The sequence below is a fragment of the Allobosea sp. CRIB-10 genome, assembly GCF_900112185.1.
Taxonomy (GTDB): domain Bacteria; phylum Pseudomonadota; class Alphaproteobacteria; order Rhizobiales; family Beijerinckiaceae; genus Allobosea.
This window is the reverse complement of record NZ_FOKP01000001.1, coordinates 317839-335964: the sequence shown is the minus strand read 5'-3', so window position 1 is coordinate 335964 and position 18126 is coordinate 317839. Positions and strand designations below refer to the sequence as shown.

At 68.1% G+C, this 18126-nt stretch carries 19 protein-coding genes; 2 read left to right on the top strand and 17 right to left on the bottom strand.

The window, feature by feature from the left end:
- Positions 1-19 precede the first annotated feature (19 nt).
- Positions 20-2278 carry a ComEC/Rec2 family competence protein gene (locus BMZ69_RS01550; RefSeq protein WP_092154085.1) on the top strand — a complete coding sequence of 753 codons (2259 nt, stop codon included), beginning with the start codon at positions 20-22 and terminating at the stop codon, positions 2276-2278.
- Here BMZ69_RS01550 and lexA read toward each other — a convergent pair.
- From lexA to BMZ69_RS01480, 14 genes are all read right to left on the bottom strand, one after another.
- A complete protein-coding gene (gene lexA / locus BMZ69_RS01545) occupies positions 2272-3006 on the bottom strand; it encodes a transcriptional repressor LexA (RefSeq protein WP_092154083.1) in 735 nt (244 codons plus the stop codon). The two genes, BMZ69_RS01550 and lexA, sit on opposite strands and share 7 nt — an antisense overlap.
- A 103-nt stretch (positions 3007-3109) precedes the next feature.
- Entirely contained in the window at positions 3110-4321 is a 1212-nt protein-coding gene (glp, locus tag BMZ69_RS01540; protein WP_092154081.1) for a molybdopterin molybdotransferase MoeA, read from the bottom strand.
- Complete coding sequence (moaC, locus tag BMZ69_RS01535) at positions 4318-4803, bottom strand: cyclic pyranopterin monophosphate synthase MoaC (protein ID WP_092154079.1); 486 nt, start codon at positions 4801-4803, stop codon at positions 4318-4320. Before moaC ends, glp begins: the two co-directional genes overlap by 4 nt.
- Positions 4800-5612 carry an indole-3-glycerol phosphate synthase TrpC gene (gene trpC / locus BMZ69_RS01530; protein ID WP_092154077.1) on the bottom strand — a complete coding sequence of 271 codons (813 nt, stop codon included), beginning with the start codon at positions 5610-5612 and terminating at the stop codon, positions 4800-4802. Before trpC ends, moaC begins: the two co-directional genes overlap by 4 nt.
- A gap of 8 nt (positions 5613-5620) precedes the next feature.
- On the bottom strand, positions 5621-6634 hold the full coding sequence (trpD, locus tag BMZ69_RS01525) for an anthranilate phosphoribosyltransferase (RefSeq protein ID WP_092154075.1): 1014 nt from the start codon (positions 6632-6634) through the stop codon (positions 5621-5623).
- Between the two features lie 14 nt (positions 6635-6648).
- Complete coding sequence (locus BMZ69_RS01520) at positions 6649-7266, bottom strand: anthranilate synthase component II (RefSeq protein WP_092154073.1); 618 nt, start codon at positions 7264-7266, stop codon at positions 6649-6651.
- A gap of 133 nt (positions 7267-7399) precedes the next feature.
- Positions 7400-7936 carry a DUF1579 domain-containing protein gene (locus BMZ69_RS01515; protein WP_244543159.1) on the bottom strand — a complete coding sequence of 179 codons (537 nt, stop codon included), beginning with the start codon at positions 7934-7936 and terminating at the stop codon, positions 7400-7402.
- Between the two features lie 55 nt (positions 7937-7991).
- Positions 7992-8543 (bottom strand): SRPBCC family protein, encoded by a 552-nt coding sequence (locus BMZ69_RS01510; RefSeq protein ID WP_092154071.1) that lies wholly within the window; start codon positions 8541-8543, stop codon positions 7992-7994.
- Between the two features lie 119 nt (positions 8544-8662).
- Positions 8663-8917 carry a hypothetical protein gene (locus BMZ69_RS01505; protein WP_092154069.1) on the bottom strand — a complete coding sequence of 85 codons (255 nt, stop codon included), beginning with the start codon at positions 8915-8917 and terminating at the stop codon, positions 8663-8665.
- Between the two features lie 23 nt (positions 8918-8940).
- A complete protein-coding gene (locus BMZ69_RS01500; protein WP_092154067.1) occupies positions 8941-9717 on the bottom strand; it encodes a DUF899 domain-containing protein in 777 nt (258 codons plus the stop codon).
- A 202-nt stretch (positions 9718-9919) separates the two neighbouring features.
- A complete protein-coding gene (locus BMZ69_RS01495) occupies positions 9920-11182 on the bottom strand; it encodes an RNA polymerase sigma factor (RefSeq protein ID WP_092154065.1) in 1263 nt (420 codons plus the stop codon).
- 2 nt (positions 11183-11184) lie between these two features.
- Positions 11185-11550: a YciI family protein gene (locus BMZ69_RS01490; protein ID WP_092154063.1), complete on the bottom strand. Its 366-nt coding sequence runs from the start codon at positions 11548-11550 to the stop codon at positions 11185-11187.
- 223 nt (positions 11551-11773) lie between these two features.
- A complete protein-coding gene (locus BMZ69_RS01485; RefSeq protein WP_092154061.1) occupies positions 11774-12808 on the bottom strand; it encodes an aldo/keto reductase in 1035 nt (344 codons plus the stop codon).
- A 34-nt stretch (positions 12809-12842) separates the two neighbouring features.
- A complete protein-coding gene (locus BMZ69_RS01480; protein ID WP_139218952.1) occupies positions 12843-14033 on the bottom strand; it encodes an MFS transporter in 1191 nt (396 codons plus the stop codon).
- A 107-nt stretch (positions 14034-14140) separates the two neighbouring features.
- On the opposite strand from BMZ69_RS01480, the gene BMZ69_RS01475 reads away from it, so the two are divergent.
- A complete protein-coding gene (locus tag BMZ69_RS01475) occupies positions 14141-15055 on the top strand; it encodes a LysR family transcriptional regulator (protein WP_092154059.1) in 915 nt (304 codons plus the stop codon).
- Between the two features lie 198 nt (positions 15056-15253).
- Here BMZ69_RS01475 and BMZ69_RS01470 read toward each other — a convergent pair whose 3' ends face one another.
- The 3 genes from BMZ69_RS01470 to BMZ69_RS01460 all read right to left on the bottom strand — a co-directional run bounded on the left by BMZ69_RS01470 (position 15254) and on the right by BMZ69_RS01460 (position 18021).
- Positions 15254-16048 (bottom strand): ABC transporter ATP-binding protein, encoded by a 795-nt coding sequence (locus tag BMZ69_RS01470; protein WP_092154057.1) that lies wholly within the window; start codon positions 16046-16048, stop codon positions 15254-15256.
- Complete coding sequence (locus tag BMZ69_RS01465) at positions 16045-16968, bottom strand: ABC transporter permease (RefSeq protein WP_092154055.1); 924 nt, start codon at positions 16966-16968, stop codon at positions 16045-16047. Before BMZ69_RS01465 ends, BMZ69_RS01470 begins: the two co-directional genes overlap by 4 nt.
- A gap of 78 nt (positions 16969-17046) precedes the next feature.
- Positions 17047-18021: an ABC transporter substrate-binding protein gene (locus tag BMZ69_RS01460; protein ID WP_092154053.1), complete on the bottom strand. Its 975-nt coding sequence runs from the start codon at positions 18019-18021 to the stop codon at positions 17047-17049.
- Positions 18022-18126: the final 105 nt, after the last annotated feature.

The window sequence follows — 18126 nt, the reverse complement described above, 5'->3', positions numbered from 1 at the left end:
CAGCCGCGACGGGGGACGGATGCTCTCCTACGGGCCAGAACAGCGCCGTAGCAGGGTGCGGGCCGCCGCGCTGGCCTTGCCGGCGCGCTTGCGGCGTGCCGCCGGATTCCCCTGGCCTGCATCACTTTCCCTGCAGGATTGGGGCTGCCGTCTCCGCCACGCTCTCGAAACCGAGATCGAGCGCCGCCGCCTGTTCAACTGGCTTCCGGTCTGCATGGGCGCCGGCGTGTTGCTCTACTTCCTGGCCGATCGTGAGCCGGGGCTGGCCGCCCCCCTGGCCGGGTTGGTGCTGTGCGCGCTCGCCGCGCTGCTGCTGCGGCAGCGCCGGGCGGCCATGGCGGTCTGCATCGCCGCGACTGCGGCCTTTGCAGGTTTCGCCGCCGCGACCTGGCGAACGGCAGGCATCGCGGCGCCCACCCTCGCACGCAACCATGTCGGCAAGCTCACCGGCTTCATCGAAGCGCTGGAGCAGCGCGAGAAGGGCGTCCGCATCGTCATCCAGGTCACCGACCTGCCGGGCATCGATCCGGCACAGAGGCCGCGGCGGGTGCGCGTCACCACGCCGGTGACGACGCTGAAGCCTGGCGACCATATCAGCGCGACCGCGCGCCTGTTGCCGCCGCCCGGCCCGGCGCGCCCAGGCGGCTATGATTTCGCCCGCGACGCCTTCTTCCAGGGCATCGGCGCCGTCGGCAATATCGCCGGCAAGATCGCGCTCGCACCGGCGCCGATCCCGATGCCGCGCCGGCTCGCTTGGGCGGTCGCAATCGACCAGGCCCGCAACGCCTTGACCGAGCGCATCGCGACCAGCGGCGGTGGGCAGGCGGGGGCGATGGCGGCAGCGCTGGTCACCGGCAAGCGCGGTTTGATCAGCGAGCAGACCAACAACGACCTGCGCGCCGCCGGCATCTACCATATCGTCTCGATTTCCGGCCTGCATATGGTGCTCGCCGCCGGCACGATCTTCTGGCTGGCGCGGGCGCTGCTGGCATTGTCGCAGACGGCGGCGCTGTACTGGCCGGTGAAGAAGCTCGCGGCGCTCGCTGCCATGGCTGGCGCGACCGCCTACTGTGTCTTCTCCGGCGCCGAGGTCGCGACGGTGCGCTCGCTGATCATGACACTGGTCATGCTCGGCGCGATCCTGGTCGACCGGCCGGCGCTCTCCATGCGCAATCTCGCGCTCGCTGCGATCATCGTGCTGCTGCGCGAGCCGGAGGCGCTGCTCGGGCCGAGCTTCCAGATGTCATTCGGGGCGGTGGCGGCGCTGATCGCCTTCGCCGAGCGCTGGCAGGAGCGGGCGCCAGACGCCGCGGCTACGTGGCCCTGGCCGCTGCGGCCGCTTTGGCTCTCGGCCGTCGGCATCCTGACCACCACCATGGTCGCGACCGCGGCGACGGCGCCCTATGGCGTCTTCCATTTCCAGACCTTCAACCCGTTCGGCCTGCTCGGCAACGCGCTGGCGCTGCCCTTCGTCTCGCTGATCGTGATGCCGGCCGCGGTCTTCGGCGTGCTCGCCTATCCGTTCGGGCTCGACTGGCCGGCCTGGGCGCTGATGGGCTGGGCGTCGGGCCTCGTGCTCCAGCTCGCCCATTGGGTCGCCGGCATCGACCGCTCGACTATTGTGCTGCCGGCCTTCGGCCCGCTCGCGCTGATCCTGTTCTCGCTGTCACTGCTCTGGCTGACCCTGTGGACGACGGCGCTGCGCTTCCTTGCCGCATTGCCGCTGGTCGGCGGACTGGCGCTGGCCTCGGCGCCGTCGCGGCCCGACATCCTGATCGAGCGCGACGGCTCGGGCGTGCTGGTGCGCGGGCCGGAGGGAAAGATGGTGCTGGCCGGCAAGCCGAGCCGCTTCGTGCTGACGCAATGGCTGCATGCCGACGGTGATTCCCGCTCGCCGGACGATGCGGCCCTGCGCGATGGCGCCGCCTGCGATGCGCGAGGCTGTGTCATCCGCCTGCCGGATGGACGAAGTGTCGCCTATACGCGCGATCGCATCGCACTGGTCGAGGACTGCCAGCGCGCCGATCTCGTGGTGACGTCGCTCTATTGGACAGCACCTTGCGCCGCGCGCCTGATCGATCGCAGTGCGCTCATCCGCGACGGCGCGACCGCTTATCATGCTGCCCGCGGCGGTTGGCGCGCCTATACGGCCGACGAGGTCACGCGCCTGCGTCCATGGACCCGCGCGCGGCCGGAACCGAGGCCGGTGCCCGAGCCTGCAACTGCCCCCGCGCCGACACCTGCAGAGCCGGCACAGGATCTGGAGGCGCTTCAGTAGCGCCGCATCAGGTTGACGAGGCGGCCCTGGATCTTGACCCGGTCGGGGCCGAGCACACGCGTCTCATAAGCGGGGTTGGCGGCTTCGAGCGCGATCGACGAGCCACGCTTGCGCAGCCGCTTCAGCGTCGCTTCCTCGTCGTCGATCAGGGCGACGATGATGTCGCCGGTATTGGCGGTGTCCTGCTTGCGGATCACCACGGTGTCGCCGTCGAGGATGCCGGCCTCGATCATCGAATCGCCGCGGACCTCGAGCGCATAATGCTCGCCGCCGCCGAGCATGTCGGCCGGCATCGTCACGCTGTGGCTGCGGTCCTGGATCGCCGAGATCGGCGTACCGGCGGCGATACGGCCCATGACCGGGATGGAAACGGTCGAACGCCCGCTCTCTTCAGCCGGCGGACGCGGCTTCGTCAGATTGGCCGCAGGTGCCGGGGCTGGCGGGGTTTGGCCGAGCCCACCCTGGACGATCGAGGGGCTGAAACGGCCACGCTGCGCCTGCGGCCCGCCGATGCCGTCCGGCATCTTGATGACTTCGAGGGCGCGCGCCCGGTTCGGAAGCCGGCGAATGAAGCCGCGTTCCTCCAATGCCATGATCAAACGGTGGATGCCCGACTTGGAGCGCAGGTCGAGCGCGTCCTTCATCTCGTCGAAGGAGGGCGGCACGCCGGATTCGCGCAGGCGCTCATGGATGAAGCGAAGCAGTTCGAACTGTTTGCGTGTCAGCATGGCCGCGCCGTTCGCCTCTCGGGCTAGAATCGAAACAAAGCACGAACACCATACGCGTTCGCCTTGTGTTCCGCAAGGCGCTTCCTCTCCCAAGGTGAACGGATCAGCGCAGCCGGATGATGCGGCAGCGATCGCCTGCCTTGGCCGGCTCGGCGAAAGCGGGGCGGATCACCAGCGCCTCGGCCCGCGACAGGTTCGCCAGCATGGACGAATCCTGCTTCGAGAACGGCCTGACGCGTCGCTCGCCGTCGATCGTCTCGATCGTGGCGCGCAGATAGTCCTGGCGTTCATCATTGGCCGGCAGATCGCTGGCGAGGATGGCGGCTTCGCTGCGGTCGCGCTCGGGATCGGCGATGCCGAGCAGGGCCTCGACCAGCGGCATGGCGAAGAGATGGCCGCAGACGATCGAGGAGACCGGGTTGCCGGGGAGGCCGAGCGCGACCATGGGCCCGAGCCGGCCCATCATCATCGGCTTGCCCGGGCGCATCGCGATCTTCCAGAAGCCGAGCGCCATGCCCTGCGCCTTCAGCGCCGCCTGGACGAGATCGTGCTCGCCGACCGAGGCGCCGCCGAGCGTGATCAGCACATCGGCGCCGGCCGTGCGCGCCGCTTCGATCTTGCTAGCGAGGTCGGGATGGTTGTCGCGGGCGATGCCGAGATCGAGCGCCGTGCCGCCTGCCTGCTCGACCAGCGCGGCGAGGGCGAAGCTGTTGGAGGCGACGATCTGGTCGGGGCCGACCGGCTCGCCCGGCAGGACGAGCTCGTCGCCGGTGGCGAGGATCGCGACCAGCGGCTTGCGGCGGACCGAAAGCGTGGGATGTCCAGCGGCGGCGGCAAGGCCGAGCGCGGCGCTGTCGAGCCGGCGCCCGGCCTTGAGCAGGACCTCGCCGGTCTGAAAATCGAGCCCGGCCGGGCGGATGAACTGGCCCTTGCTCGCTGGCCTGGTGACGCGGATGACCGGGCCGCCAACGCCCTCGGCATGCTCCTGGATCAGGATCGCGTCGGCGCCGTCGGGAATGGGGGCGCCAGTGAAAATGCGCACCGTCTCACCGGGGCCGACAGGGCCGGGAAAGCCACGGCCGGCGGCGGATTCGCCGATGACCTTGAGCTCCCTGCCCGGCTCCAGATCGGCGGCGCGGGCGGCATAACCGTCCATGGCCGAATTGGCGAAGGGCGGCTGGGTCCGGAGCGCGGCAACGTCTCCAGCCAGCACGCGGCCGGCGCATTGCGCCAGCGGCAGCGTCTCGGCTTGTGTCGGGCCGGGCACGCTGCCGAGCAGCGCTTTGAGCGCGACGGGAACGGGAGTGAGGCTCATGCTGGCCCTGCGAGCTCGTAGGTTCCGGACTTGCCGCCGGATTTATGCACAAGCCGGATCCCTTCGATATGCATGGCGCGGTCGACCGCCTTCACCATGTCGTAGACCGTGAGGCAGGCGACGCTGACGGCGGTCAGCGCCTCCATCTCGACACCGGTCTTGCCGGTGAGCTTCACCTCGGCGCGGACGCGCACGCCCGGCAGGGCTTCGTCGATCGACAGGTCGACCGCGATCTTCGAGAGCAGCAACGGGTGGCAGAGCGGGATCAGTTCATGGGCGCGCTTGGCGGCCATGATGCCGGCGAGGCGGGCGGTGCCGAGCACGTCGCCCTTCTTCGCCTCACCGTCGCGGACGATCGCCAGCGTCCCGGCCTGCATCACCACATGGCCTTCGGCGATTGCCGTGCGGACGGTCTCGGCCTTGTCGCCGACATCGACCATATGGGCCTCGCCCTTCTGGTCGAGATGGGTGAGGCGGCTCACGCCGCCGCCTCGGTGGTGCCGCCGGTCAAGAGCTGCCGTGTCGCGGCGGCCACGTCCGTCTGGCGCATCAGGCTTTCGCCGACCAGGAAGGTGTTGACCCCGCAAGCCTGCAGGCGGGCGATGTCGGCATGAGTGAAGATGCCGCTCTCGCCAACGAGCAGTCGGTCCTTCGGCGCGCGCGGCGCCAGGCGCTCGGTGACGGCGAGGTCGAGCTCGAAGCTACGCAGGTCGCGGTTGTTGATGCCGACCAGCCTGGTGTCGAGCTGCAGGGCGCGCTCCAGCTCGGCTTCGTCATGGACCTCGGCGAGCGCAGCCATGCCGAGCGCCTTGGCGGTGGCGACGAGCTCGTGCGCCGCGGTATCGTCGAGCGAGGCCATGATGATCAGGATGCAGTCGGCGCCCCAGCTCCTCGCTTCGAAGACCTGGTAGGGCTCGAACATGAAGTCCTTGCGCAGGCCGGGCAGGCCGGAGGCGGCGCGCGCTTCGGCGAGATATTCCGGCCGGCCTTGGAAGGATGGCGTATCGGTCAGCACCGAGAGGCAGGCAGCGCCGCCCTCGGCATAGGCTTTTGCCAGCGCCGGCGGGTCGAAATCGGGGCGGATCAGGCCCTTGGACGGCGAGGCCTTCTTGATCTCGGCGATAAGGGCTGGACTACCGGCGCGATGCTTGGCCTCGAGCGCGCCGACGAAATCGCGCGGGGCAGCTTGCGCCGCCGCGCGCTTCTCGATCTCGGCCTGGGGAACCGCAACGCGAGCCGCCGCGATCTCGTCGCGCTTATAGGCCTCGATCCGCCTGAGGATATCGGACATGGGCAGCCTCACGCATTGGAGCTGGCGACGAGGGTCGCGAGCGCCGCCTTGGCCTTGCCATTGTCCAGCACCGCATAGGCCTGCGCCAGCCCCTCGCCGAGCGTGGCGGCCTTGCCGGCGACGACGAGCGCAGCGGCGGCATTGAAGGCAGCGATGTCGCGGAAGGCACTCTTCGCGCCGCCGAGCACGTCCTGCAACGCCTCAGCATTCTGCGCCGGCTCGCCGCCGCGCAGATCCTCAGGCTTCGCCCGGGCGATGCCGACATCCTCGGGCGCGATATTGAAGCTCTCGATCTTGCCGTCCTTCAGCGCGACGACGCGGGTCGGGCCGGTGGTGGTGATCTCGTCGAGGCCGTCGGAGCCGTGCACGGCCCAGACCGTCTTCGATCCCAGCGACTCCAGCACCTTGACCATCGGCTCGAGCCAGGTCTCGGAGAAGGCGCCGATCAGTTGCTGCTTGACGCCGGCCGGGTTGGAGAGCGGTCCGAGCAGGTTGAAGATGGTACGGGTGCCGAGCTCGGTGCGTACCGGCGCGACATGGCGCATCGAGGCGTGATGGGTCGGCGCGAACATGAAGCCGACGCCGGCCTCGGCGATGCAGCGCTCGGTGCCGGCGGGCTCCAGCCCGACCTTGACGCCGAGCGCGGTCAAGACGTCGGCCGCGCCGGAGCGCGAGGAGGCCGCGCGGTTGCCATGCTTGGCGACCGGGACGCCGCAGGCCGCGACGATGATCGAGGCCAGGGTCGAGACATTGTAGGAGCCCGAGGCGTCGCCGCCAGTGCCGACGATGTCGATGGCGTCGGCGGGCGCCTCAACCGGAAGCATCCGCGAGCGCATGGCCGTGACGGCGCCGGCGATCTCCTCGGTGGTCTCGCCGCGCACGCGCAGCGCCATCAGGAAGGCCGCGGCCTGCGCGTTGGTGACCTCGCCGGAGAGCATGGATTCGAAGGCGTCGCGGGCCTCCTCGCGCGACAGCGAGGCGCCGGTCGCGACCTTGGCGATGAAGGGTTTGAAGTCGTCCATGGGAACTCGATCGATCAGGCTGTCGCGGAAAGGGCGGCTTTGTTGGTCTGGCGCGACCATCGCTCGGCGAGATCGAGGAAATTGCGCAGGATCGTCGCCCCATGCTCCGAAGCGATGCTCTCGGGGTGGAACTGCACGCCATGCACCGGCAGGTCGCGATGCGACAGCGCCATGATCATGCCGTCCCCGGACTCGGCCTCGATGGAGAGTTCGGACGGGCAGGTCTCGCGCCGGACGACCAGCGAATGATAGCGCGTCGCCTCGAGCGGGCCGTTGATGCCGTGGAACAGGCCCCGCGCCCGGTGAGTGATGGTCGAGACCTTGCCGTGCATCGGCAGGGGGGCGCGCACCACCTCGCCGCCGAAAACCTGGCCGATCGTCTGCAAGCCCAGGCAGACGCCGAAAATCGGCTTTTTGTCCGCGCCTTCGCGCACGAGATCGAGGCAGATGCCGGCTTCATTGGGCGTGCACGGGCCGGGCGAGAGCACGATCGCGTCATGGTCGCCGACGAGGGCCTCATCGACCGAGAGCGTGTCGTTGCGGCGCACGTGGACCTGCGCTCCGAGCCCGCCGATCAGGTGGACTAGGTTCCAGGTGAAGCTGTCGTAATTGTCGATCAGCAGGATGTGCATCGCGTCCAGGCCGTTCCCACCCAGTTTCTCAGGGCTGCACATGCCCCCGAACGCGCATGCGGGTCAAGCGCGAGGGCGCGGAGCTGGTTGCTCCGCGCCCTCGAAAGTCTTCAGTCGTGTCGATGCCGAGCCGTCATTTCACCCGGCGGTAATGCGCCGTCATGAACTGGATCCACTGGCCATTCTCGTCCTTGGCGCGCGAGGACAGGATGTGATGATCCGGGCTCTTGATCTCGACGATGTCCTGATAGGCCGCAGTCTTGCCGGGGTTGGTGAAGTCGGGACCTTCGGTATCGAGCGTCAACACTTTGCCGTCGGCGCTGCGCGTGCCGGAATAGACCCACTGACCGCTCATCATCGAGCCGATGAAGGAGCCGACATAGCGCTCCTTCATCGGATCGTAGCCGAGCGTGATCCGGGTCCTGGCCGGGCTGCCGTCGGGCATGGCGCCGGTGCCGTCGCCGACGAGCCAGAGTCCGCCGATGGACGAGTAGGATTGCGTGCCCGAAGACTTCATCGGCGGCTGGTCCGGACCCATCATGCAGTCGGTCTCATAGGTCCATTCGCCGACGAGCTGGTGGAGCCATTCATGCTCCGCCTGGGGCTTGGACGGCATGCAGCCGGACAGGTCGCCGGCCTGCGGCTTGTCGAGTTCTGCTGCGTTGGTCATGGTTCTATCCTCCTTTGCTTTGCTTCTCTGGGGTGAATAGTCGAATCCGCCGCGGTCAGGCGGCGGCAGCAACCAGTTGCGGCCGCTCTGCCGCCTGCTTGAGGGCGGCAAGACCCTTCTCGAAGTCGCCGCCGACCATGCGGTCCATGTTGAAGAGCGTGCCCATGACCTTGCCGATGAACGGACAGGCGCCCTGCATGTGCCAGGTCACCAGCGTGCCGCCTTCGGCCGGGGCGAGCGTGAAGGTGATCAGGTTGTGGCAGGCCATCGGCTTGGTCATGTCGAGCGTGACGGCGAGCTTCACCGGCGCCTGGACCTCGACGATGGCGAGCTCGCCGGTGCCGACCTCTCTGTTGCCGTCGAAGGCGTAGACGGCGCCGACGCCGGAGGTCGCGCCCTTGAAGCTGCGCGTCATCGCCGGATCCTTCTTCTCATAGGGCGACCAGGCGCCCCATTCCTGGAAGTCCGCGAGCAAGGCGAAGATGCGCTCGGGCGTCGCCCGGATCGTCGCGGAACGGCTGACCTGGAAAAGATCGGGCTTGCGTGCGGCGACAATGAGGACGCCGGCGATCAGGGCGAGCACGGCGATGGCGAGATAGGTGAGCATGGCGTTCTCCTGTTGCAGGCGTTTTGGGGCCGGTTTTCCGCCCGTCTGCTGCTAGGACGCTGGCGCCTTCCGCGATCTGACAGCCGGTGCGAATTTTTTTCGCGAGCCGGCTGGCGGCATCAGTCGCTTGCTTCTGCGGCAGCTATCGGCGCGCCGCTGCAGAGCGGCGCGGCCAATATCTCGGCAAGGAGGTCGCGCTGGTTGAGACGGGCGCGCTCGGCGTAGTGGCCGGCGTGCTGGCCGAGCAGCAGGCCTGCCGCACCCAGCAAGGCGATCGATAGGAGCGGGAGGGCGATGCCGAGCCGCCGGGCGAGCTGGCGACGTCGTGCCAGGCCGGCCGCCAACATCACCACGCCGACAGAGCAGCAGATCATCGTGCCCTCCCGCTCGGCAGCTCTTATTCCGCCGCCGGGGCGTGGCAGCAGGACGCCGCTGCGTCCTCGCGCCAGCGGCCGGTCAGGTCGGTCTTGCCGGGCGTGTCGTAGCGATCGTGCGGGCGGACCCAGTCGGTCAGATTGCCGGCCGGGCCGGTCTCGTTGCGGCCCTTCGGGGTCAGGTCGAGATACATGTAGGTGCCGAGCACCTCCTCGGCGCCGCGGCCGAAGGTCGAGTAGGTCTGGTAGATCGTCCCGTCCGCATCCTGCTCGAAGACGGTATGGCCGGAGAGGTCCTCCAGCGGCGAAGCGATCGTCTCGAAATTGTAGAAGGCGTTGGCAAGTTGCTCCGGCGCGTAGGAGACGTCGAAATCATAGTTGAAGTCGCTGCCATGGGACGAGACCCAGTGGAAGCGCCAGCCCATGCGGTTCTTATAGGCCTCGATCTCGGCGAGCGGCGCGCGAGCCACCGCGACATAGGCGACGTCGTGCCGTTCGAGATGCTGCAGCACGCCATCGACATGGTCGGCCTCGAAGGAGCAGCCGACGCAGCCCTCGATCTGGCCGGGCGCCAGCATGAAATGCTTGACGATGAGCTGGCTGCGGCCGCGGAACAGGTCGGACAGCGTCTGCTTTCCGGTCGGCGTGTCGAAGACGTATTCCTTCTCGATCCGGATGCGCGGCAGAGCGCGGCGCTCGGCGGCGACCGCGTCGCGCTGGCGCGTCAACGCCTTCTCCTTGACGAGTAGAGTCTTGCGGGCGGCGATCCAGTCTTCCTTGCTGACGGTGATCTTCGTCATGGTCGGTCTCCTCGCTGCACTGGCCGCTCCCGATCCTGAAACTCAGGATTCCGAAGCAAGCTGTTGTCATCGACGAGTTTTTGGTCCCGGCATTATCCAGCCGACGCCAATCGCTCGTCGCCCCTCTGCGGCAAGGACGAACAGGCGGGTGCGATGCCGACACGGCACCTCAGAAATTTTCAGTAGCGACCCATAGCCGGCCTCAGCCGGCCGCGACCTGTCCGCTCTCGCGCATCAGCCGGTCGATATGCTGGCGAATATGAGCGGCCTCGCTGGCCGAGCCGGCGAGCGCGATGGCGCGATCGAAAGTCATGCGCGCCTCGCGGTTGCGGCCGAGCTGCATCAGCAGCCAGCCCTTGAAACCGAAGAAGTAGAAATAGCCTGAGAGCGACTGCTCCAGAGGCTCGACCATGGCGAGCGCGGCTTCGGGCCCGCGCAGCTTGGCGACGGCGACGGCGCGGTTGAGCGTGATCACCGGCGAGGGCTGGATATGCTCCAGCGTGGCATAGAGAATGTCGATCTGGGCCCAGTCAGTCTCGTCCGGCCGCGTCGCACGGGCGTGAACACCGGCGATCGCTGCCTGGACCTGGTAGGGGCCGGGCCGGCGATGGCGCATCGCCTTGTCGATCAGCGCCAGGCCCTCGGCGATGAGCTCGCGGTCCCAGAGCTTCCGGTTCTGATCATCGAGCAGGACGATCTGGCCGTCGGCGTCGAGCCGCGCCGCCGCCCGAGCATGCTGGAGCAGCATCAGCGCCAGCAGGCCCATGATCTCTGGCTCGGTCTGGAACAATCGCAACAGCAGCCGCGTCAGGCGGATCGCCTCCTCGCTGAAAGGACGGCGGCGATCGCTCTCGGCGCCGCTGGCCGAGTAGCCTTCGTTGAAGACGAGGTAGAGCATCGCCGCCACCGCCGCGAGGCGCTCGGCGCGCTCGACCGGGCCGGGCGTTTCGAACGGTACGTTCGCGGCAGCGACGCGCGCCTTGGCGCGGGTGATGCGCTGTTCCATCGCGCTCTCGCCGACGAGGAAGGCGCGGGCGATCTGCTTGACGCTGAGCCCCGAGACGATGCGCAAAGCGAGCGCCACCTGCTGCGTCGCCGGCAAATCGGGATGGCAGCAGATGAACAGCAGGCGCAGGATGTCGTCGCGGTAATGGCCGCCGTCGAGCCGCTCGGCGACCTCGCTCTCGGCATCGCCGAGATCGGAGAGGCGATCCTCGTCGGGCAGGGCTTCCTGCTTCTTCTGCCGCCTGACCTGGTCGAGCGCGACATTGCGGCCGACGAAGATCAGCCAGGCGGCGGGATCGCGCGGCGGGCCGTTCTGCGGCCAGGTTCGGAGCGCCCGTAGGCAGGCCTCCTGATAGGCCTCCTCGGCAATGTCGAGATCGCGGAAATAGCGCAGCAGGGCGCTGATCGCCTGAGGGCGCGCCGAGGTCAGCGCCGCATGGATCCAGGCGATCTCGGCCATGATCAGACTCCGGCCGGATAGTAGACGGCGAGCGGACGGACCTCGAAGGCGCCGCCCGGATTGGCCTCGCCGAGCTCGCGGGCGATGCCGAGCGCCTCGTCGAGATCGGCGACGTCGACGATGTAGAAGCCGAGGAACTGCTCCTTGGTCTCGGCGAAGGGGCCGTCGATGATCAGCGGCGGATCGCGGTCCTTGCGCAGGGTCGTCGCGGCCGTGGTCGGCAGCAGGCGCGCGACCGGGCCGAGCTTGCCCTCCTTGGCGATGCGCTGGCGGACCTGTTCGAGGCGGCCCATCACCTCCTCGTTCTGCTCCTTCGACCAGGCCATGACGACCTCTTCGGAATGATAGCAAAGGATGGCGTAGTGCATGCGCTGCGCTCCGGTTCAGGCCAAGGACGTTCGGCCGGGCCGGCAGCCGACAAGGCCGCGCGAAAAAAATCAAGCTGGGTCGATACTCCTCCAGACAAAGTCGTCCCGGGCGGGCGAAGCGCGACCCGGGACCCATTCCGGAACCTCTATCGGGAAGGCTCAGGCATGGATCCCGGATCTCCGCTTCGCTGCGTCCGGGATGACGATGTGGGAAAAGAAGGAGCTAGACGACCGGCGGGTTGAGCCGGGCGAATCCCTCCTGGCGATGGTAGGGGAAGGCTGGGTAGGGCGGGACGGTCGCGCTCGCCTTGTCGAGCCTTGCGATCTGCTTTTGCGTCAGCGTCCAGCCGACAGCGCCGAGATTGTCGCGCAATTGCTGCTCGTTGCGGGCGCCGATGATCACTGAGGCGACGGTCGGGCGCTGCAGCAGCCAGTTGATCGCGATCTGCGGCACGCTCTTGCCAGTCTCCTTGGCCAGTTCGTCGAGCACGTCGACGATGGCGTAGAGCTTCTCGTCATCGACCGGCGGGCCGAAATCGGCGGTCTGATGCAGGCGGCTGCCTTCGGGCAGGGCCTGGCCACGGCGGATCTTGCCGGTGAGGCGGCCCCAGCCCAGCGGGCTCCAGACCAGCGCGCCGACGCCCTGGTCGAGGCCGAGCGGCATCAGGTCGAACTCGTAGTCGCGGCCGACCAGCGAATAATAGACCTGATGCGCGACATAGCGCGGGAAGCCGCGCTTTTCGGCGAGCGCAAGCGACTTCATCAACTGCCAGCCGGCGAAGTTGGAGACGCCGACCTGGCGGATCTTGCCGGCGCGGACCAGCGCATCGAGCGTCGCGAGGACCTCCTCGATCGGCGTGAAGGCGTCGAAGGCATGGAGCTGGAGCAGGTCGATATGGTCGCTGCCGAGCCGGCGCAGCGCCGCGTCGGTGCCGTCGATCAGCCGGCTGCGCGAGGAGCCGGCATCGTTCGGACCGTCGCCCATCGGCAGCGTCATCTTTGTCGAGATCAAGAGCTTGTCGCGCCGGCCCTTGATCGCGGCGCCCAAGACCTCCTCGGAGGCGCCGTTCGAATAGACGTCGGCGGTGTCGAACAGGTTGACCCCGGCTTCGAGGCAGATGTCGATAAGACGGGTCGCCTCCTTGGCGTCGCTGGTGCCCCAGGCGCTGAAGAGCGGGCCCTGGCCGCCGAAGGTGCCGGCGCCGAAGCTGAGGGCGGGAACCTTGAGGCCGGAGCGGCCGAGATATCTGTAGTCCATGGTGCAGTTCCTTATGCGAAGTCTCTGAAAACGCTTACTGCGGGCAGGAGGCTGGGGCAGTCTGCAGCGCCGTCTGCGGGCGCTTGTCGAGGCGCAGGCTGATCACGGCCAGCGCCAGGCTCGCCAGCGGCACCAGGCCGGCGACCCAAGTCACGGCGGCCAGCCCCGGCCCATGCTCGATGGTGACGCCGCCGAGCCAGGCGCCGAAGGCATTGCCGAGGTTGAAGGCGGCGATGTTGAGGCTGGAGGCGAGGTTGCGCCCGGCGGGACCCGCCTTGTCGAGCACGCGCATCTGCAAGGGGGCGACAGTCGCGAAGGCGGCGGCGCCGATCAGTCCGACGAAGATCGTCACCGCGACAGGCGAGCGAAGCGTCGCAGTCATGGCGAAGAGCACGATGGCGAGGGTCGCCGTGGTCGCGAGCAGCGCAACGGGCAGATTGCGGTCGGCGAGCTTGCCGCCGAGCATGTTGCCGACGATCAGGCCGAGGCCGAAGAGCAGCAGGATCGGCGAGACGGCCTCCTGCGAGAAGCCGGTGATCTCGACCAGGATGGGCTGGATATAGGTAAAGACCGCAAAGACGCCGCCGAAGCCGAGCACGGTCATGGCGAGGCCGAGCAGGACCTGCGGGTCGGTGAGGGTCGCGAGCTCCTGGCGCAGCGGCGCGACCTCGACCTTGCCCTTGTCGGCCGGGACGAGACGAGCCAGCACCAGCATGGCGACGACGCCGATCACGGCGATGGTCCAGAAGGTGGCGCGCCAGCCAAAATGCAGGCCGAGCCAGGCGCCGGCGGGGACGCCGAGAAGGGTCGCGATGGTCAGGCCGGTGAACATCACGGCGATGGCCGAGGCCTTCTTGTCCGCGGGGACGAGGCTGGTCGCGACGACCGAGCCGACGCCGAAGAAGGTACCGTGCGCCAGCGAGGTGACGATGCGCGCCGCCATCAGGAGGCCGTAGCTCGGCGCGAGAGCACAGGCGATGTTGCCGAGGGTGAAGATCGCCATCAGCAGGATCAACACCTGCTTGCGCGGCAGCGTGCGGGTAGCAAGGGTCAGGACCGGCGCGCCGACAAAGACGCCGAGCGCATAGCCGGAGATCAGCAGGCCGGTCATCGCGACCGAGACCTGCAGATCGGCGGCGACCTGCAACAGCAGGCCCATGATGACGAATTCGGTGGTACCGATGCCGAAGGCACCGGCGGTTAGGGCATAGACGGCAATGGGCATGGGAGGCTCCGCGCCAGGCGAAAGGGAATGATGCCAAGCCAGATGGTGCAATGCAGCGGTTTGAACTAGGATGCCGCTCGTAACATCACTTGTGACTTGAGTTCATCATGGCAGCGCTGCTCAGCAACCGTTCCGGCGAGATGGAAGTGTTCGCGGCCGTCGTCGAGCGCGGTGGCTTCTCCGCCGCGGCCAAGCTCTTCGGCATGACGCCGTCGGCCGTCAGCAAGCTGGTGACCCGGCTGGAAGCCCGGCTCGGTGCCCGGTTGGTCAATCGCTCGACGCGCAAGCTGCAACTGACGGCGGAGGGGCAAGCCTTCCATCAGCGCTGCGTCACTATCCTTTCCGATATCGCCGAAGCCGAGTGCGAGGCGGCGGCCGGGCGGGCGCCGCGCGGGCGGGTGCGGGTCAATGCCAATGTCGCCTTCGGCAATCAAATTCTGCTGCCGCTGGTGCCGGCCTTCCTGGCCGAGCATCCCGAACTCTCGGTCGATCTCGTTTTCACCGACCAGGTCGTCGATCTGATCGAGGAGCGGGCCGATATCGCCATTCGCGTCGCGCCCGGTCCCTTGCGCGGCAACCAATTGATGGCCCGCAAGATCGGCGAGAGCGGCGTCGCCGTCGTCGCCTCGCCCAATTACCTTGCCCGTCATGGCGAGCCGAAGACGCCCTCCGACCTCACAAAGCACAACCTGATCGGCTTCAACTTCGCTCGCTCGGTCGAAGGCTGGCCCTTCCGCGTCGATGGCACGCTGATCTCGATCGCAGCAGTCGGCAACACCCAGGTGGGTGATGGCGAGATTGCGCGCCAGCTTGCCGTCGCCGGCGTCGGGCTCGCCCGGCTGGGGCGCTTCCATACCCAGGCCGAGGTCGCCGCAGGGCGGCTCGTCACGGTGCTGGAGGACTTCAACCCTGGCGACATCGAGGTGATCCACGCCGCCTATCTTGGGCAGGGCGGCTTCGTTCCGGCGCGGATGCGCGCCTTCATCGATTTCCTGGCTAGGAATGTGAAGATCCGGGCTTGAGCCCGGAATCCGTGACACTGCCCTTTTCCGTCATGGTCGGGCTTGTCCCGACCATCCACGCCTTCGCTTCCATGATCGCGTGCAGTGTTCAAGACGTGGATGCTCGCCACAAGGGCGAGCATGACGAACTGGATCAGCGTCGTGGGCATGGGTTCCGGGCTCGCCGCTTCGCGGCGCCCCGGAATGACGGCGGAGCTCTCAGCTCAGCAGCAGGCTGTCGTCCGAGAGCTCCTCGCCGCGCACCTGCTTGAACAGGCGCAGCAGATCGGGCACGTCCATCGCCTTGCGGCGCTCGCCGGCGATGTCGAAGACGACCTTGCCCTCGTGCAGCATCACCGTGCGGCTGCCATGGTCGAGCGCGTCGCGCATCGAATGAGTGACCATCAGGGCGGTCAGCTTCTGCTCGTTGACGATGCGCCGGGTCAGGTCGAGCACGAAGGCGGCGGTGCGGGGATCGAGCGCGGCGGTATGCTCGTCGAGCAGCAAGGTCTTGGTGCCGGCCAGCGTCGACATCAACAGGCTGACTGCCTGGCGCTGGCCGCCCGACAGCAGGCCCATCGAATCGCCGAGGCGGTTTTCGAGGCCGAGACCAAGCATCGCGAGCTTGTCGCGGAACAGGGACCGGCGCGAGCGGTCGAGGGCTGCGCCGAGGCCACGGGCACGGCCGCGCGCCTGAGCCAGCGCCATGTTCTCCTCGATCGTCAGGCGCTCGCAGGTGCCGGCCATCGGGTCCTGGAAGACGCGCGCGATCAGGCCGGCGCGCTTCGGCGTCGGCCAGCGCGTCACGTCGATGCCGTCGACCTCGACCGTGCCACGCTCGGCCCGGGCATCGCCGCTGAGAACGTTGAGCAGCGTCGACTTGCCGGCGCCGTTCGAGCCGATCACGGTGATGAACTCGCCCTCGGGCACGGCGAGATCGAGCCCGCGCAGCGCCCGGTTCTCCAGCGGCGTGCCGCGCCCGAAGGTGACATGGACGTCCCGGACGCTGATCATGGCGCGCTCCGCTTGAACAGGCTGCGCAGCGGATTGGCGACACCTGGCAGCATCAGGGCGATGCCGACCAGCACTGCGGTGACGAGGTTGAGGTCGGACGCCCGCAGGCCGAGCCAGCCGGCGTTGAGCGCAAGCGCGATGGCGAGGCGGTAGGCGATGGCGCCGATCAGGCAGGAGAACACCGCGACGACGATCGACTTCGTACGGAAGATCGTCTCGCCGAGGATGACGGCGGCGAGGCCGGCGATGATGGTGCCGGTGCCGATGCTGACATCGGCGAAGCCGGCCGTCTGTGCGAACAGGGCACCGGCGAGCGCGACGAGGCCGTTGGAGAGGGCGACGCCGACATAGACGTGCATGTCGGTGCGGATGCCCTGCGCCCGCGCCATGCGCGGATTGGCGCCGGTCGCGCGCATCGCAAGGCCGAATTCGGTCTTGAGGAAGCGAGCGAGCAAAGCGGCGATCACTGTGACGATGATCAGCAGCGCCAGCACCCGCAGCGTCGGACGGGCAGGGAGCCCGGTCGCGGCGATCAGCGGGTTCAACCAGGCGAAGAAGTCGATCACCGTCGGCCGGTTCATCAGCGGGATGTTGGGCACGCCCATCACCCGCAGATTGATCGAGAACAGCGCCGTCATCGTCAGGATGCCGGCGAGCAGATGCAGGATCGAAAAGCGGATGTTGAGCCAGGCGGTGACGCTGCCGGCGAGGCAGCCGGCGACGATCGCCGCCAGCGTGGCGAAAAGCGGATTGACCCCGCCCGCGATCATCGCCGCTGCGACGGCTGCGCCGAGCGGCAAGGTGCCGTCGACCGTCAGGTCGGGAAAGTCGAGGACGCGGAAGGTGATGTAGACGCCGAGCGCCACGAGAGCGAACACGAGTCCGATCTCGATGGAGCCCAGGGTTGCGATGAGACTCATCGGTCGCCCTGCTTGCTCTGTTCTGGATTTGGGAGGCGGCCGGTCGCGGCGGCGCTGGAACGCCGCCGCGTCTTCAGGTCAGTTGATCACCTGCTTGGCCCGAGCCTGCACGGCGGCCGGGATCGTCACGCCCATGGCGGCGGCGGCCTTGGCGTTGATGACGAGGTTGCTGCCGCTGGCGTTCTTGACCGGGATGGCGCCGGGCTTCTCGCCCTTGAGGACACGCACGACCACCGCGCCGGTCTCGAGGCCGACCTGGAAATAGTCGAAGCCGATCGAGGCGACCGAGCCCTTCTGGACCGACTCGGTGTCGCCGGTGAAGACCGGCAGCTTGTTGTCGGTGCCGACGGCCAGCACCGTGCCGAGCGCCGAGATGATGGTGTTGTCGGTCGGCAGGTAGATCGCGTCGACCTTGCCGACCAGACTCTGCGCGGCGGCCGAGACATCGGCGGTGCGGCCGGCCGAAGCCTCGACGATCTGCAGGCTGCGGGCGGGTACCAGCGCCTTGACCGCGTTGAGCAGCGCGACGCTGTTGGCCTCGCCGGGATTGAAGACGACGCCGATCTTCTTGGCCGCGGGGACCAGCTCCTTGATCAGGTCGAACTGGGCTTCGAGCGGCGAGAAGTCGGAGATGCCGGTGACGTTGCCACCGGGCGCCTTGCGGTCCTTGACGATCTGGGCCGCGACCGGGTCGGTCACGGCGGTGAACACCACCGGGATCGTCTGCGTTGCCGTCACCATCGCCTGGGCCGACGGAGTCGCGATCGCGACGATCACGTTCGGGTTCTCGCCAGCAAACTTCTGGGCGATCTGTGCCGCTGTCGCCGGGGACCCCTGCGCCGATTCATAGCGGAAGGTGAGGTTGGTGCCGTCCTTGTAGCCGGCCTCCTCCAGCGCCTTCTTGACGCCGTCGCGGGCGGCATCGAGCGCCGGGTGCTCGACGATGGCGGTGACCGCGACCGTCACCTTCTGGGCCTGCTGGGCGATGGCGGCCGTACCGGCCAGAAGCACCAGGGCAAGACCGCTGCCGATCATGCTTGCGCGCAAACGCATGGTTTCCTCTCCATTTGTGTCCGAGCCCTGTCGTTCCGCATCAGGCATTCGTGCCAGCGGGCAGGGCCGGTTCTGATTGCTGAGTGGCCGTCCGAAGCAACCTGA